Below are 15,207 nucleotides of genomic sequence, written 5' to 3' on the forward strand. Positions count from 1 at the left end.
TTTTCTCAAAGAGTGTAGTCAGTAATTCAACAGGCTAATAGTCATAATTCTTGATGTGCTAAGTGGGAAAACCTGAATTAGTTATCCAGTTCGCCCATCGATTTAACCTGATCGCGGTTGATCTGCTCAGTCTTGCCGGACTCCGCATTTTTGTAAGAAACCAGGCCAGTCTCGTCATCAACCTGCGGCTTACCGTCTGTGACAATGGTTTTGCCATCTGTGGTTTTTACCGCCTGGTTAGACGAACAGCCTGCTACGGTCAGCAACGTTGCGGTAGCGAATAAGGACGCCAGTAGAATTTTGTTTTTCATATTGTTCTCCCTGTTTGTAGTCATTTCTCATCTTCAGACTAAAAACATTAGCAGGATTTTCCGGCTTCGCTGGAAAATACAGAACACTCTGAAGGCGTCCCGGTGCGGACAATAAGCGAAAAAAAACCCGCCGAGGCGGGTTTAGAAAGCTTTATGAAGCGATTACTTAGCGATTTGCGCGTGCATTTCCTGCACTGAAATCACTTTTTCTGTCGCGTCAGAGTTCAGCGCCATCGCGGTAGCAAAACCACCGTTCAGCGTGGTGTCGTAGTGCACTTTGTATTGCAGTGCGCTGCGGCGAATGAGCTTGGAATCCTCAATCGCCTGACGACCGGCCGTGGTGTTGATGATGTAGGTGTATTCGCCATTCTTGATACGGTCCTGAATGTGCGGACGACCTTCATGCACCTTGTTCACCAGACGCGGGTTAATACCTGCTTCACCCAACACAACCGCAGTACCGTGGGTTGCGTCCAGTTCGAAGCCCTGCTTCAGCAATTTAGCCGCCAGGTCTACCACACGTTTTTTGTCACCTTCGCGAACAGACAGCAGTGCGCGGCCTGGTTTACGCATGGTGGACTGGCTGCCCAGCATTGCTTTGGAGAAAGCTTCAGCGAAGGTGCGGCCAACGCCCATGACTTCACCGGTTGAGCGCATTTCTGGCCCTAACAGTGGGTCAACGCCCGGGAATTTGTTGAACGGCAACACCACTTCTTTTACGGAGTAGTACGGTGGGATGATTTCTTTGGTCATGCCCTGCTGTACAAGGGTTTGCCCAACCATCACACGCGCCGCTACTTTAGCCAGCGCCATGCCGGTTGCTTTAGAGACAAACGGTACAGTACGCGCTGCACGTGGGTTAACTTCAATCAGATAGACTTCGTTATCTTTCACCGCAAACTGCACGTTCATCAAACCGCGAACTTGCAGTTCGAAGGCCAGTTTCTGCACCTGCTGGCGCATCACATCCTGGATTTCCTGGCTCAGCGTGTAAGCTGGCAATGAACATGCGGAGTCACCGGAGTGAACGCCTGCCTGTTCGATGTGTTCCATAATGCCGCCAATCAGCACGGTTTCACCGTCGCAAATTGCGTCAACATCCACTTCTACCGCATCGTCGAGGAAGCGGTCGAGCAGCACTGGCGCGTCGTTTGAAACGCTAACCGCAGTCTGGAAGTAACGGCGCAAATCGACTTCGTCATAGACGATTTCCATCGCGCGGCCACCCAGAACGTAGGATGGACGGACAACCAGCGGGTAACCAATGTGTGCCGCTTTCTCTACCGCCATTTCGATGGCGGTGACGGTGGCGTTGGCAGGCTGTTTCAGCTTCAGGCGGTCAACAGCGTGCTGGAAACGCTCACGGTCTTCTGCACGGTCGATGGCATCCGGGCTGGTACCGATAATCGGTACGCCAGCTGCTTCCAGTTCACGAGCCAGTTTCAGCGGAGTCTGGCCGCCGTACTGCACGATAACGCCTTTTGGTTTCTCAACGCGGACAATTTCCAGCACGTCTTCGAGGGTTACAGGCTCGAAGTACAGGCGGTCAGAGGTGTCGTAGTCGGTAGAAACGGTTTCCGGGTTACAGTTAACCATGATGGTTTCGTAACCATCTTCACGTAGCGCAAGGGATGCGTGAACGCAGCAGTAGTCGAACTCGATACCCTGGCCGATACGATTCGGGCCGCCACCCAACACCATGATTTTGTCACGGTCGTTGTTCGGGTTAGCTTCGCACTCATCTTCATAAGTGGAGTACATGTAGGCCGTATCTGTTGAGAACTCAGCCGCACAGGTATCAACACGCTTATAAACCGGGTGTAATTTGTATTGCTCACGCAGTTTGCGGATTTCAGATTCGCGAACGCCAGCCAGTTTAGCCAGACGCGCATCTGCAAAACCTTTACGCTTGAGGAAGCGCAGGAAGTCGTGAGTCAGGCCAGTAATGCCAATCTCTTCGACTTTCTCTTCCAGACGCACCAGCTCTTCAATCTGTACCAGGAACCAGCGGTCAATGTTGGTCAGGTTGAACACGCCATCAACAGACATGCCCGCGCGGAATGCATCAGCAACGTACCAGATACGCTCAGCACCAGCGTCTTTCAGCTCGCGGCGAATTTTGGTCAGCGCTTCAGGGTCATCAAGATTCACTTTCGGGTCAAAACCGGTTGCGCCCACTTCCAGGCCGCGCAACGCTTTTTGCAGTGATTCCTGTTGTGTGCGACCAATCGCCATCACTTCACCCACAGATTTCATCTGCGTGGTCAGACGGTCGTTAGCGCCGACGAACTTCTCGAAGTTAAAACGAGGAATTTTAGTCACAACGTAGTCGATAGACGGTTCAAACGACGCAGGCGTTTTGCCGCCGGTGATGTCGTTCATCAGCTCATCGAGGGTGTAACCAACTGCCAGTTTCGCAGCAACTTTCGCAATCGGGAAGCCGGTTGCTTTAGAAGCCAGCGCCGAAGAACGCGACACGCGCGGGTTCATCTCGATAACAATCAGACGGCCAGTTTTCGGGTTGACCGAGAACTGCACGTTAGAACCGCCCGTTTCTACGCCGATTTCACGCAGCACCGCCATCGAGGCGTTACGCATGATTTGGTATTCTTTGTCGGTCAGCGTTTGCGCTGGCGCAACAGTGATGGAGTCACCGGTGTGGATACCCATCGGGTCAAGGTTTTCGATAGAGCAAACGATGATGCAGTTGTCGTTTTTATCACGCACAACTTCCATTTCGTACTCTTTCCAGCCGATCAAGGATTCATCAATCAGCAGCTCTTTGGTTGGCGAAAGATCCAGACCACGCTCGCAGATTTCTTCGAATTCTTCACGGTTGTAAGCGATACCGCCGCCGCTGCCACCCATGGTGAATGAAGGGCGGATAATGCACGGATAACCCACGTCAGCCGCAACAGCCAGCGCTTCTTCCATATTGTGTGCAATGCCAGAACGCGCAGTATCAAGGCCGATTTTTTTCATCGCTACGTCGAAACGGCGGCGGTCTTCAGCTTTATCAATCGCATCAGCGGTCGCACCAATCATGGTGACGCCGAATTCAGCCAGCACGCCCTCACGTTCCAGTTCCAGCGCACAGTTCAGCGCAGTCTGGCCGCCCATGGTTGGCAGAACCGCATCCGGGCGCTCTTTCTCAATGATTTTGCGCACCACTTCCCAGTGAATCGGCTCGATGTAAGTCGCATCGGCCATTTCCGGATCGGTCATAATTGTTGCAGGGTTGGAGTTCACCAGAATGACACGGTAACCCTCTTCACGCAGCGCTTTACACGCCTGAGCACCGGAGTAGTCGAACTCGCACGCCTGGCCGATAACAATTGGACCTGCGCCGAGGATCAGGATGCTTTTTATATCTGTACGTTTTGGCATTTTATTTAGCTCCTGATACTTACTTGCTATTAAGAGTGGCGGTAGAACGGTATTGCTTAATCAATTCGATAAAGTGGTCAAACAGTGGTGCCGCATCGTGTGGACCCGGGCTTGCTTCAGGGTGGCCCTGGAAACTAAATGCCGCTTTATCGGTACGATGGATGCCTTGCAGCGTGCCATCGAACAGTGACTTATGGGTCACGCGCAGGTTCGCCGGAAGTGTTGATTCCTCTACCGCAAAACCGTGGTTCTGAGCAGTAATCATCACGCAATCGCGATCCAAATCTTTAACCGGGTGGTTACCACCGTGGTGACCAAACTTCATCTTCACGGTTTTCGCGCCGCTTGCCAGAGCCAGCAACTGGTGGCCTAAGCAGATACCGAATACCGGCACGTCGGTTTCCAGGAAGGATTTGATTGCGCTGATAGCGTAATCACATGGTGCCGGGTCACCTGGGCCGTTAGATAAGAAGATGCCGTCTGGATTCATCTTCAACACATCTTCAGCTGATGTTTGCGCCGGAACCACCGTCAGGCGGCAGCCGCGGTCAACCAACATGCGCAAAATGTTGCGCTTCACGCCGTAATCGTAGGCGACGACATGGAACGGTAAATCTTCTTCTTTAGCCGCTTCAGGCAACTCGCCTTCAAGTGTCCAGCTCCCCTGCTGCCAGGCGTAAGCTTCCTGAGTGGTCACTTCTTTCGCCAGATCCATACCATTAAGGCCAGGGAAGGCTTTTGCTTTCTCAAGAGCCAGAGTGGCGTCCAGGTTATCACCGGCAATAATGCAGCCGTTCTGTGCACCTTTCTCACGCAGAATTCGGGTCAGCTTACGGGTATCGATATCGGCGATGGCCACAATGTTATGGCGCTTAAGATAGGAAGAAAGGTCTTCGGTATTGCGGTAGTTGCTGGCAATCAGTGGTAGGTCACGGATAACGAGGCCTTGCGCATGTACCTGGGAGGATTCTTCGTCAGCAGCATTGGTGCCGACATTTCCGATATGAGGATAAGTAAGAGTGACAATCTGGCGGGAGTAGGAAGGATCAGTGAGGATTTCTTGATAACCGGTCAAAGAGGTGTTGAAAACGACTTCCCCAATGGCCGAACCCGATGCCCCAATGGCCCGACCGTGGAATTGGGTTCCGTCTTCCAGAACCAATATTGCTGACTTAATCAAAACGCCCTCCAGGGAATAAACAGTCAATTTATTTGCATATTAATTCAAAACGAATTCAGGAATCAATGCAAAACAGCCTGTCATTTGGATTTTTGACAAACGGCGGCATTCTAGTGAGCGGCCGGGGAAAAGTCTACCATAAGCGCAACTTTTTATGTGTTTTTTAGCGATCTGATGTGAAAAAGAGGAATTGACCGGTGAAATCAACAGCTAACTTACGGTGCGTAATCGGTTGCGGGCCTGGATGAATGGGAATCTGATTGCAAGAAGGTAAAAAGTGGACCAAATGGTCAAAAATGACAAAAAAACAATGATGAACGGGTCATAAAGGTACAATTACAAGCATTACAAACAAATAATTAAAACAAACAACAAAAATAACATTAAATAAAAAGGGCAATAAAATATTGCCCTATCAATCAAGTAATTACGATTGAAATAACCACATCACGATGGGTAATAACGATTACAAACTATTAAGATCAAGGACATCACGCATGTCATAAAGACCACTTTTCATAGCACTCAGCCATAATGCAGACTTAACTGCACCATTTGCAAAAGTCATACGACTGGATGCTTTATGGCTGATTTCAATACGCTCGCCGATGTCCGCAAACATCGCCGTATGTTCACCAATAATGTCGCCTGCACGCACTGTGGCAAAACCAATAGTGCCTGGAACGCGCTCGCCGGTGTACCCTTCACGGGAATAGACCGCACACTCTTTTAAGTCTTTATCCATCGCATGAGCAATAGCCTCGCCCATCGCCAGAGCGGTACCCGATGGAGCATCAACTTTGTGACGATGATGCGCTTCGATGATTTCGATATCGGTATAGTCGCCCATCACTTTTGCAGCTTTTTCCAACAGCTTGAGCATCACGTTCACACCAACGCTAAAGTTGGCGGCAAAGACAATTGGGATCTGTGTTGAAGCGTCAGTAATCGCCTGTTTGCCCGCATCATCAAAACCCGTCGTCCCAATAACCATGCCCTTACCGTGTTGGCGGCAGAAAGCCAGATGGTTCAGCGTGCCTTCAGGACGAGTGAAATCGATAAAGACATCGAAGTCGTTGACCACGGCATCCAGACTGTCGCTCACGATAACGCCTGTTTTCGCTACACCGGCTAATTCACCTGCATCACTACCAACCAGGGATGACCCTGTACGCTCAAGTGCTGCACCGAGTTTGATGCCATCCAGCTGTAATGCAGCCTGAATCAGTTGTCGCCCCATGCGACCACCCGCACCCGCGATTGCTACACGGACTTGTGATCCATCCATATTCACTCTCTTTTCTATATTAATCTGCATATATAACGTTCTCAGGTTAACCAGCCCGCTCACAAGCCGCCACTCGAAAACACCGATAATAAGAAATTTATGACAAAACGCTGAAGTTATCAGTAAAACCCATCATTCACCTGATAATCAAAAGGTTTTAAATCACCCATTATGCAAACCCACATGACTCCCGCACCACTAGCGTTGGAGGCAGGATGATACGTTTTGGGGGCTCATCGTTACCCTGAATACGGCTAAATAACAGCTCTCCAGCTTTGCGACCAATCTCTTTAGCGGCGACCGAAACTGTCGTCAGCGCCGGCTGAACCAAAGATGCCTCGGTAATATCGTCAAAACCTACAAGCGCGAAGTCGATGCCTGTCTGGCGTCCCATTTTACGCAGTGTCTGCATGACGCCGAGTGCCACAATATCCTGATAACAGACAGCGGCCGTGATTTCCGGATACTGCCGGAATAGCTCTTCAGCCACGCGGGCACCATCACTTTGACTCGCGAGCGATGAAACCACCCATTCACTTTTCGGCTGGATACGGTGCTCTAGCAGTTTGCTGCTGTAGCCGCCGATACGCTGTGCACGGCTAATAGAATTTTCACTACCGCCGATAAATGCAATGTTGCGATGCCCAAGACGTAACAGATGCTGTGTCGCCAACTGAGTGCCCAAAAAGTTATCGGTGCCGACAAAATCGAAGTCCACATCGTCCATGGGGCGCACCACCATAATCGCCGGAATATTACGGCGCTTCAGGGTTTCGAAAAATATCGATGGCGTTTCCCGTGCCGCGCACAACACCATGCCGCAGGCGTTATTGCGCATCAGAGAATCGACAAATTTTTGCTGGCGCTCGCCGGACTCTTCACTGTTTGCCAAAAATAGCAGCAGATCGTGACGTTCCATTTCCTGGCTTAGCCCGGCAGTCATTTCACCGTAAAAAGGGTTGGTAATATCGTGCAGCAGCAGTCCGACCTGATTACTGGTGCGATTGCGTAAATTGGCTGCCGTTTGGTTATACACGTACCCCAGGTCATCCAGAGCTTTCAGCACACGGGTTCGAGTGGCGTCAGAAATTCTGCCTCGGTTACGCAACACCATTGAAACGGTAGCAGTTGAAACTTCCGCCTGCTTTGCGACTTTGGCAAGGGTTACGGTGCTCATTAGCACTCCTTGGTATTTAGCAATTATTCTCAGATTAATCGAATAACCAAAAAAATGCATTTCTCCATGTGAAAGCCATCACAGATAACTCAACTTCAGGCGACATCTTGCTAAAAGTGGCGGGTTAATCGCGTTTACCACCCTGTTCAAAGTCGGTTAATCGATTAATCTTAATTTATCAAGAACAGGGAGAAGAATATGCATCCGGCATCATACGATAAGTATCCCGAAGTCAGCGTTTCGGGATTTGACCATCACGCATGGCAGGGTTGGCCCGCAATCCAACAAGCCGTCAGTAAGCAACTTGCTCGCTCGGGAAAAACCGTGTTGGTTATTGACTGCTACCCAGGCGTTCAACTCGAAGAGATTCACGCGCAACTCATTGCACAACTCAACCCAACACTCACCATTAATGCCGAATCTGCGCGCTTAAGTGAACAACATCTGCATGATTTGCTGGCACGCAACCTGACGGATGACCGGGTGTTTGGCGTACTCTCATGCCATGAATTAAATGAGTTTCTTTGCCCGGAAAAACTCGCCGCCGCACAGCTAGAGGTCGCTGAAATAACCGAAGGATTGGTAGTGGTTTACGGCCCGGGAGCAGCACTTATTCATTCAGGGGATGTTCTGGTGTATGCGGATCTGGCGCGCTGGGAAATCCAGCAGCGTTTTCGCCGTGGTGAACTAGGCAACTGGGGCGCGAATAATACAGATGAAGATATTCTGCGCCGCTACAAACGCGCGTTTTTCATTGAGTGGCGTGTGTTTGATCGTCATAAAACGCCGCTTCTGAAACGTGCAGATTTCCTACTCGATACCAATGCCGAACAACCAGCAATGGTCAGCGGTGAAGCGCTACGCTACGCGCTGCAACAAACCACGCAACAACCGTTCCGCGTAGTGCCATTCTTCGACCCAGGAGTCTGGGGCGGTCAATGGATGAAAGACAAATTCGATCTCGATCCCTCAAAACCAAATTACGCATGGTGTTTTGACTGTGTGCCCGAGGAGAACAGCCTGTTACTGCGTTTTGGTGATGTGCGGATCGAGATCCCCTCTCAGGATCTGGTATTGCTCTACCCTCGCCCGTTGCTTGGCGAGCGTGTGCATGCCCGTTTTGGTGCGGAATTCCCGATCCGCTTCGACTTCCTCGATACCATCGGCGGGCAGAATTTAAGCTTCCAGGTTCACCCGATTACCGAATACATCCAGCAGCATTTCGGCATGCATTACACCCAGGATGAGAGCTATTACATGCTGGAAGCAGAGCCTGGTGCGGAAGTGTATCTGGGGACCAAAACCGGTATTAATCCACAGGAAATGCTCGACGATCTTGCGAGTGCGCAGCGGGGTGAAAAAGCTTTTGATGATGAGAAATTCGTTAACCGTTTCCCGGCACGTAAACACGATCACTTCCTGATCCCGGCAGGTACCGTTCACTGCTCTGGATCCGGTGCAATGGTGCTGGAGATCAGCGCAACGCCGTATATTTTCACTTTCAAATTGTGGGATTGGGGCCGCCTCGGTTTGGATGGTCTACCACGTCCGCTACATCTGGAACATGGCGCGCAAGTGATTGACTGGCAACGTGATACGCAATGGGTCACCGAGCATCTGGTGAATCATTTCGAGCCTATCGCGGAAGGTGATGGCTGGCGCGAAGAACGTACGGGTCTACATGAACGTGAGTTTATCGAAACCCGCCGCCACTGGTTTACACAGCCAGTCACGCACCACACTCATGGTGGCGTGAACGTACTGAATCTGGTGGAAGGCAGTGAAGCGCTGGTTGAAAGCCCGAGCGGCGCATTCGAACCCTTTGTGGTGCATTACGCCGAAACCTTCATTGTTCCAGCGGCAGTCGGCGAATATCGCATTTCTCCATATGGCAGCGGTGTAGGTCAACAGCTCGCCACCATGAAAGCCTGGGTAAGAGGATAACAAGATGATTAACGTAATTCTGGCAACACATGGCTCGCTTGCCGAAGCACTACTGGCCGGTAGCAAAATGGTTTATGGCGAATTGCCGCATGTATTCCCGGTGATGCTCACTGAGAACAAGGGCATCAATAGTTTTGGCGATGAGTTTGCCGCGGTGCTGAAACAGGCCGCCAAAGATGCTGATGGTGTGCTGGTGTTGTGCGATTTGCAAAGCGGCACGCCGTGGAATATCGCCTGCCATCATGCGTTCGATCCGCAAACGCAGCCGCCAATGGCGGTGTTGGGAGGTGTTAATTTCCCGATGCTATTGCTAAGCGATGAAATAAAAGATCTGACCGATGTCGCCCAAGCAGCAGCGGTTTTACTGGAAGAGTCGCGCGACTCGCTGGTTCAGGCCCAACTGGCTGAAACCACACAATCTGATGATTTCTAAGGGGCAGCGATGAGTATTTCTTTTGTACGCATTGACGATCGGGTGATCCACGGCCAGTTGATCACCCGCTGGGCAAAGGAGTTGCCGTGCGATGGGATCATCGCCATTGATGACGCTGTTGCCGCCGATCCGTTGTTGTCTTCGGTGATGAAAGGTGCGGTGCAGGACACCAAAGTCTGGTTGTTTGATACCGCCACCGCGATTGAAAAACTGCCGAAGATCATCGCCAGTGAGAAGCACTATTTCGTGATTGGTAAATCTCCGGTGACGCTTAAACGCATTGAAGAAGCCGGTATCAGCCTGCAAAACAGCAATAAGAAAATCAACGTTGGTCCGATGAGCGCACGAGCCACTACCACCACCATTGGCCCGAATCAGTCTGTGAATCCCGAAGAGATAGCGGCGTTCGACTATCTCTCGCAGCACGGGCACCAGATTGAATTTCGACTGGTACCCGATGCCAGCAGTTACAGCTGGCAAGATGCTCGACAAAAACTCAAATAAAGGAGTGCATTATGGCTTTCGAAGCAGCTCTAATCGGCATTCTCTGTTACCTCGGTGCGCTTAGTAGCCCATGGCTACTGGGGTTGACTGGCGGCTGGTATCTGATTACCCGCCCACTGGTTTCAGGGATGCTGGTAGGTTTTATTCTCGGCGATGTGCAAACCGGGATTATCATCGGCGTGGCGGTTCAGGCCGTGTATATCGCCATGGTAACCCCCGGTGGTTCTATGCCTGCGGATCTCAACTTTGTGGCCTTCCCGGCCATTGCACTGGGCATTCTTTCCAATAAAGGCCCTGAAGTGGCTGTAGCGTTAGCTGCCACTATAGGTATTGCGGGCACCGTGTTATTCAACGCCATGATGGTGCTCAATTCTTGGTGGAACCACCGTGCGGATATCGCGCTGGAAAAGGGCGACGAGCGCGGCGTGTATCTCAACAGCGCTATCTGGCCGCAAGCCACCAACTTCCTGATGCGTTTTATTCCAACGTTTATCGCGGTCTATTTCGGCGCGCAGTATATCAACGCCTTTATGGACAGCCTGCCGCACATCGTTCTTTCCACCATGAACGTGCTCGGCGGGATTCTGCCAGCTGTCGGTATCGCCATTCTGCTTAAACAAATCATCAAGAATTACAGCATGTTGATTTACTTCCTGGTGGGGTTTATCTGCATTGTTTTCCTGAAGCTAAATATGGTGGCGCTGGTGATTGTCGGCGCGTTACTGGCACTGATTCACTACAACTACAAACCTGAGCCACAGGCTGAACGTACAGCCTCCACGCCCGCTGATGATGAGGATGAATTCTGATGGAAGAACGTAAACTCACTCGCCAGGATCTGCGCCGTTGCTGGCGTAGTTGGATGATGTACAACCTCTCCTCAATGAGCTTTGAGCGCCTGGAGTCATTCGGCTTTTGCTTGAGTATGTTGCCGGTGGCGAAAAAGCTCTATCCCGATGATGAACAACGCAAAGAGATGCTCAAACGCCACGCGTCGTTCTATAACACCGAGCCGCAGTTGGGTGCGATAGTCAACGGCATGGTGCTGGGTCTTGAGGAGAAGCGCGCCAACGGTGAGCCAATCGACGGCGAAACTATCAACACCCTGAAAGTGGGACTGATGGGGCCAGTGGCTGGAATTGGCGATTCAATGATTCCAGGGATGTTAATCCCGATTCTGCTCAGTATCGGGATGGCGCTGGCGGCGGGAGGGAATATTCTAGGGCCACTGTTTTACTGCGTGGCGTGGCTGGCGATTATTATTCCTGGCTCGTGGTTCCTGTTCCTGAAAGGCTACCGCATGGGATCGACGTCCGTTGAGATGCTGGTGAGCAGCAAATCGACTCGCCTGCGTGAAGCGCTATCGTTGCTCGGCGTATTCGTGATGGGTGGCGTGGCGGCAAGTTACGTGAAGCTCGGCACCGGACTTGAATTTGTCACCAAAGACGGCGTGAATATTCATGTGCAACAAATGTTGGACGGGATTTTCCCGAATTTATTGCCATTGTTGGTGGTGATTGGTACCTGGTATTTGATGGCAAAACGCGGCGTGTCACCGGTGAAAGCGATGTTGCTGTTATTAGTGTTAGCGGCAGTAGGCGTAGCAGTGGGGTTGTTCTCTTAAAAAAACGGTGGATGACGCTTACGCCTATCCACCGTACAACACCAAGCCCGAAGGTCGGATTAGCGTGAGCGACATCCGACTCTTTTAAGGATGGAAACCCACCCACTTCTGGCTCATCATTCCTGGCTTTGAGATAAATTGAAAACGCGCGGGATCATCAATAAATTGTTGATATAGCGGCTCATCGGTAATCCCAAATTCGGTATAGCTGCGTGGTGAAGTCACCTGCAAACGCCCCGGCATATAGCGACGGTTATGCTGCCAGGCAATATGCTCATCCTGCAATAGTGGATACCACGCCAGCCCTTTGTATGCCCGCACGGCTTCGTATTCAAATCCATATTCCCGGTCGCACCAGGCACCAAATGTCAGCGGTTCATCAGGTGAAGCTGAGATCGTGGCATGCGCCCAACCCGGCGGCACCAGCACTTTTTCGCCAGGCCCGGCCACGATTGCAAAGCAGCGCCCCGGATCGTCGGAAACATATTCCTGCATGTAAATAATCGCTTTACCCTGCCAGATTTCATATAACTCTGGCGGCGACCAGCCACTGTGCGCACTAATCCGATGAATATGCCCCTGGCTGCGGACAGGTTCATCGCCCAACCGCCCGGAAGCGTAAGTCACCACGCCAAACAGTAACATCCGTTTTTTAAGTTCTTCTCTGTCCTGCAATCGAGCAACATCCATGACGATCGCATAAACATCTTCCGGCCCCTGGCACAAAGGATCACGCAATGAAGCACGGATCTGATCGAGTTTACGGATCTCCGGCACTGGCCCAATTACCTCTTCGCCGTAGCTAAAACCCATTGGCTGGTGATGGACCTGCATATCCAGTCCGAAATTGAGGAGCGGCTCAGCCATTTTGCACCTCCTTCGCCTGAATTTTGCCATCCTGCTCTATAACGCGTAGCGCAAAGCCCTTTGCCAACGAGGCATAGTCATGCCCGGCAATGGTTGGCCAGACTGCCAGTGCTGAGAGAATTTCCGTTCCGGTGTTGATTAGACGATGTGCTGTAAAACCTGGAATGATGTGGACAGAGCCAGCGAAGACTTGCTCCAGCCTCGTCTCACCCTGCTCAGTTTGCAGTAGCAACAGGCCACTTCCACGCAGGCCAAAGTAAACCTCACCTTGCTCGCGCCGTTGATGAAAATGCCCTCTGGTCATGTAAAATTCGTCGCCAACACGCCCCGGATTCAGATGCGTGGTTCCCACATAAAGCTCGCCGTCACCTTGCGCTGAACTCAGCATTTCAACCTGGTAAATTGGCGTTTCTGAAGAGATCGCCCGCCAGGCAGTTTGATCGTGAAATATGCCAGCCAGATCCCCGCTATGCGTGACCTTAGTAATGATATTTTCAGCCGTGAAATGGCCGTTAGCGAACGCCACACCTGGTGGCATAAAGAAAGGAATAGTCATGTTGTTTCTCCGGCCCAAGGAGAACTGCGAAATTAGCATAGCAGGTTAATCGATTAACCGCTTAATCAGACCGGAGAAAGTCGATCTATGTCGCGCAAATTCTCAGGGTGCCAACGCCAGGACTTGCGCCACCCATGCCTGAAAACCATCGACATCCAAATCCAGCGCAACCTGAGCATTGGGTTGCCGTTCAAAGCGCCCTTCGATATCCACAACAGTCGTGCCAGAAGTGAATTCTCCGTGGATTTCAACAGCCACAAAACAAGGCTTCACAACGAACAACTCAGGCTTCACCAACCAGGCAATGGCGCATAAATCATGCATCCGCAAACCTGTCACCATGCTGCCGCTGCGGTAATGACTAAATAGCGCGTGTAGCATTTTTCCGGTTTGGTTAAGAGATGGGAGCTGCTCTAAATATGCAGGGCTTAACATCGCTTTATTGGTGACATCCAGGCCGCACATCACAATTTCCAGCCCACTTTCGAACACTCGTGCTGCAGCTTCTGGATCAATGGCGATATTAAACTCGGCGTTTGGTGTGAAGTTGCCGCGCCCCGCCGATCCGCCCATGATCACCAGCCGTTTGATCTTCGCTTTGCATTGCGGGTATTGCGTGAGCAACAGCGCAATATTGGTCAACGGCCCGATGGCCACCAGCGTGATAGCTTCAGGGCTTGCGTTCAGGCATTCATAAATAGCCTGAAAAGCGGGTTTATCCAGCGGCTGGCGTTGGTGGTCGACAAATGCATAACCTTCCATGCCGGACTCGCCGTGCACGTAGGCCGCATCGCGCAATTTACGCACCAGCGGCGTGGCTGCCCCTTGAGCAACAGGAATATCTTTGTGCCAGAAGTGCATCAGTTGCAGCGCGTTGCGGGTCGTTTTCTCGACGCTGACATTGCCTGCGACCGTGGTCAGCAACTTCAAATCAAGCTGCGGGGCAAAAAGTGCAGCGGCAATGGCTACGGCGTCGTCGATGCCAGGGTCGGTATCGAGAATGATTGGAGTTCTACTCATACATTGCTCTCTTATCTTTTAAGTACATACGGTGCGATTACGGCGCGATTAGCTTACTATGTAGCTCATTTCCATGTTTAGTCACGACCGAGAAAGTGTAATGAAAGTCCCACAGACAAATATTTCTGAATCTGTCACCCAGCATCTTGCACGCCGTATCATGCATGGCGATCTCGCGCCGGGGCTTTCTTTACCAGGTGAAAACGAACTGGCCGTGGAGTATGAAGTCTCCCGCACTTCAGTACGCAACGCCCTCCAGGTACTTGCCGCAAAAGGGCTTATCTCCATTCAGGCCAAAAAACGCAGCACGGTAAATAATCGTGAACAGTGGAGTCTGTTGGATATTGATGTTCTGGGGTGGCTTGCCGAAGGTGAAGTTGACCTGAAACTGGTTGAACAACTGATTGTGACACGCCTGATTTTCGAGCCAAATGTGGCAACACTCGCAGCATTAAACGCCAACGGACATGATTTGGCAGCGATGGAAGACGCACTCCAGTTGATGCGTAAAGGTCAGGTTGAAGCGCAAAGAGCCTTATTTGAAGAAGGTGATCTGGCATTTCACCATGCGCTGCTGCGTGCTACTCATAATCCTTTCTTACTGGCTCTCGGTAATGCGCTTTCCGCAGCCATGGAACTGTCTTTCAAACAGACGATTGAGAAAGATGTTCGCCAGACCAAAGCCGCCGTTGATGATCACTTTCAACTGTTTGATGCTATTCGCCTTAAACAAGTCGAGACTGCCCGCCAGCAAATGCGCACCATCTTGTTGAATGCGGCCAAAAAACGCATCTGGCAAGATCGTCCGGAAATGTTCGACCACATTATTTGATCCTCTCCTGATGTAATTTCGATCTCTCTCACAGATTGTGGGTGTTTTTTGCTCTAGCATTCTTGTATTACAAGATTACATGGT

Annotated in this window: 14 protein-coding genes; 6 read left to right on the forward strand and 8 right to left on the reverse strand. The window is 51.2% G+C overall.

Annotated elements, in window-relative coordinates; genetic code table 11:
- Nucleotides 1-77: 77 nt before the first annotated feature.
- The 5 genes from EDF88_RS10825 to EDF88_RS10845 all read right to left on the reverse strand — a co-directional run bounded on the left by EDF88_RS10825 (nt 78) and on the right by EDF88_RS10845 (nt 7,343).
- On the reverse strand, nt 78-311 hold the full coding sequence (locus EDF88_RS10825; RefSeq protein ID WP_064513757.1) for a YgdI/YgdR family lipoprotein: 234 nt from the start codon (nt 309-311) through the stop codon (nt 78-80).
- A gap of 162 nt (nt 312-473) precedes the next feature.
- Entirely contained in the window at nt 474-3,698 is a 3,225-nt protein-coding gene (carB, locus tag EDF88_RS10830) for a carbamoyl-phosphate synthase large subunit (protein WP_134184655.1), read from the reverse strand.
- A gap of 19 nt (nt 3,699-3,717) precedes the next feature.
- Nucleotides 3,718-4,878, reverse strand: a complete 1,161-nt coding sequence (gene carA, locus EDF88_RS10835; RefSeq protein ID WP_064513760.1) for a glutamine-hydrolyzing carbamoyl-phosphate synthase small subunit — start codon at nt 4,876-4,878, stop codon at nt 3,718-3,720.
- A 466-nt stretch (nt 4,879-5,344) separates the two neighbouring features.
- Nucleotides 5,345-6,166 carry a 4-hydroxy-tetrahydrodipicolinate reductase gene (gene dapB / locus EDF88_RS10840; protein WP_064513762.1) on the reverse strand — a complete coding sequence of 274 codons (822 nt, stop codon included), beginning with the start codon at nt 6,164-6,166 and terminating at the stop codon, nt 5,345-5,347.
- A gap of 169 nt (nt 6,167-6,335) precedes the next feature.
- Nucleotides 6,336-7,343, reverse strand: a complete 1,008-nt coding sequence (locus EDF88_RS10845) for a LacI family DNA-binding transcriptional regulator (protein ID WP_134184657.1) — start codon at nt 7,341-7,343, stop codon at nt 6,336-6,338.
- Nucleotides 7,344-7,541: 198 nt separating this feature from the next.
- Between EDF88_RS10845 and EDF88_RS10850 the strand changes: the two genes are divergently transcribed.
- The 5 genes from EDF88_RS10850 to EDF88_RS10870 are packed head-to-tail and all read left to right on the forward strand — an operon-like array spanning nt 7,542 to nt 11,848.
- Nucleotides 7,542-9,287, forward strand: coding sequence for a mannose-6-phosphate isomerase (locus tag EDF88_RS10850; protein ID WP_134184659.1), 1,746 nt, complete (start codon nt 7,542-7,544; stop codon nt 9,285-9,287).
- A 4-nt stretch (nt 9,288-9,291) separates the two neighbouring features.
- Nucleotides 9,292-9,720 carry a PTS fructose transporter subunit IIA gene (locus tag EDF88_RS10855; protein WP_064513769.1) on the forward strand — a complete coding sequence of 143 codons (429 nt, stop codon included), beginning with the start codon at nt 9,292-9,294 and terminating at the stop codon, nt 9,718-9,720.
- Between the two features lie 9 nt (nt 9,721-9,729).
- Nucleotides 9,730-10,224, forward strand: coding sequence for a PTS sugar transporter subunit IIB (locus EDF88_RS10860; RefSeq protein ID WP_064513771.1), 495 nt, complete (start codon nt 9,730-9,732; stop codon nt 10,222-10,224).
- An 11-nt stretch (nt 10,225-10,235) separates the two neighbouring features.
- Nucleotides 10,236-11,033, forward strand: a complete 798-nt coding sequence (locus EDF88_RS10865) for a PTS sugar transporter subunit IIC (protein WP_064513773.1) — start codon at nt 10,236-10,238, stop codon at nt 11,031-11,033.
- Nucleotides 11,033-11,848, forward strand: coding sequence for a PTS system mannose/fructose/sorbose family transporter subunit IID (locus EDF88_RS10870; protein ID WP_034459364.1), 816 nt, complete (start codon nt 11,033-11,035; stop codon nt 11,846-11,848). The genes EDF88_RS10865 and EDF88_RS10870 overlap by 1 nt, the downstream gene beginning before the upstream one ends.
- Nucleotides 11,849-11,932: 84 nt before the next feature.
- On the opposite strand, the gene EDF88_RS10875 is transcribed toward EDF88_RS10870, so the two are convergent.
- The 3 genes from EDF88_RS10875 to rihC all read right to left on the reverse strand — a co-directional run bounded on the left by EDF88_RS10875 (nt 11,933) and on the right by rihC (nt 14,291).
- Nucleotides 11,933-12,715, reverse strand: coding sequence for a glucose-6-phosphate isomerase family protein (locus tag EDF88_RS10875; RefSeq protein ID WP_064513777.1), 783 nt, complete (start codon nt 12,713-12,715; stop codon nt 11,933-11,935).
- The gene (locus tag EDF88_RS10880) at nt 12,708-13,271 is read right to left on the reverse strand and encodes a glucose-6-phosphate isomerase family protein (RefSeq protein ID WP_064513778.1); all 564 of its coding nucleotides are present in this window, start codon (nt 13,269-13,271) and stop codon (nt 12,708-12,710) included. The genes EDF88_RS10875 and EDF88_RS10880 overlap by 8 nt, the downstream gene beginning before the upstream one ends.
- Nucleotides 13,272-13,373: 102 nt before the next feature.
- A complete protein-coding gene (rihC, locus tag EDF88_RS10885; RefSeq protein ID WP_064513781.1) occupies nt 13,374-14,291 on the reverse strand; it encodes a ribonucleoside hydrolase RihC in 918 nt (305 codons plus the stop codon).
- 100 nt (nt 14,292-14,391) lie between these two features.
- On the opposite strand from rihC, the gene EDF88_RS10890 reads away from it, so the two are divergent.
- Nucleotides 14,392-15,123, forward strand: coding sequence for a FadR/GntR family transcriptional regulator (locus EDF88_RS10890; protein WP_064513783.1), 732 nt, complete (start codon nt 14,392-14,394; stop codon nt 15,121-15,123).
- Nucleotides 15,124-15,207: the final 84 nt, after the last annotated feature.

It is taken from the genome of Buttiauxella sp. BIGb0552 (genome assembly GCF_004366275.1).
GTDB lineage: Bacteria > Pseudomonadota > Gammaproteobacteria > Enterobacterales > Enterobacteriaceae > Buttiauxella > Buttiauxella gaviniae.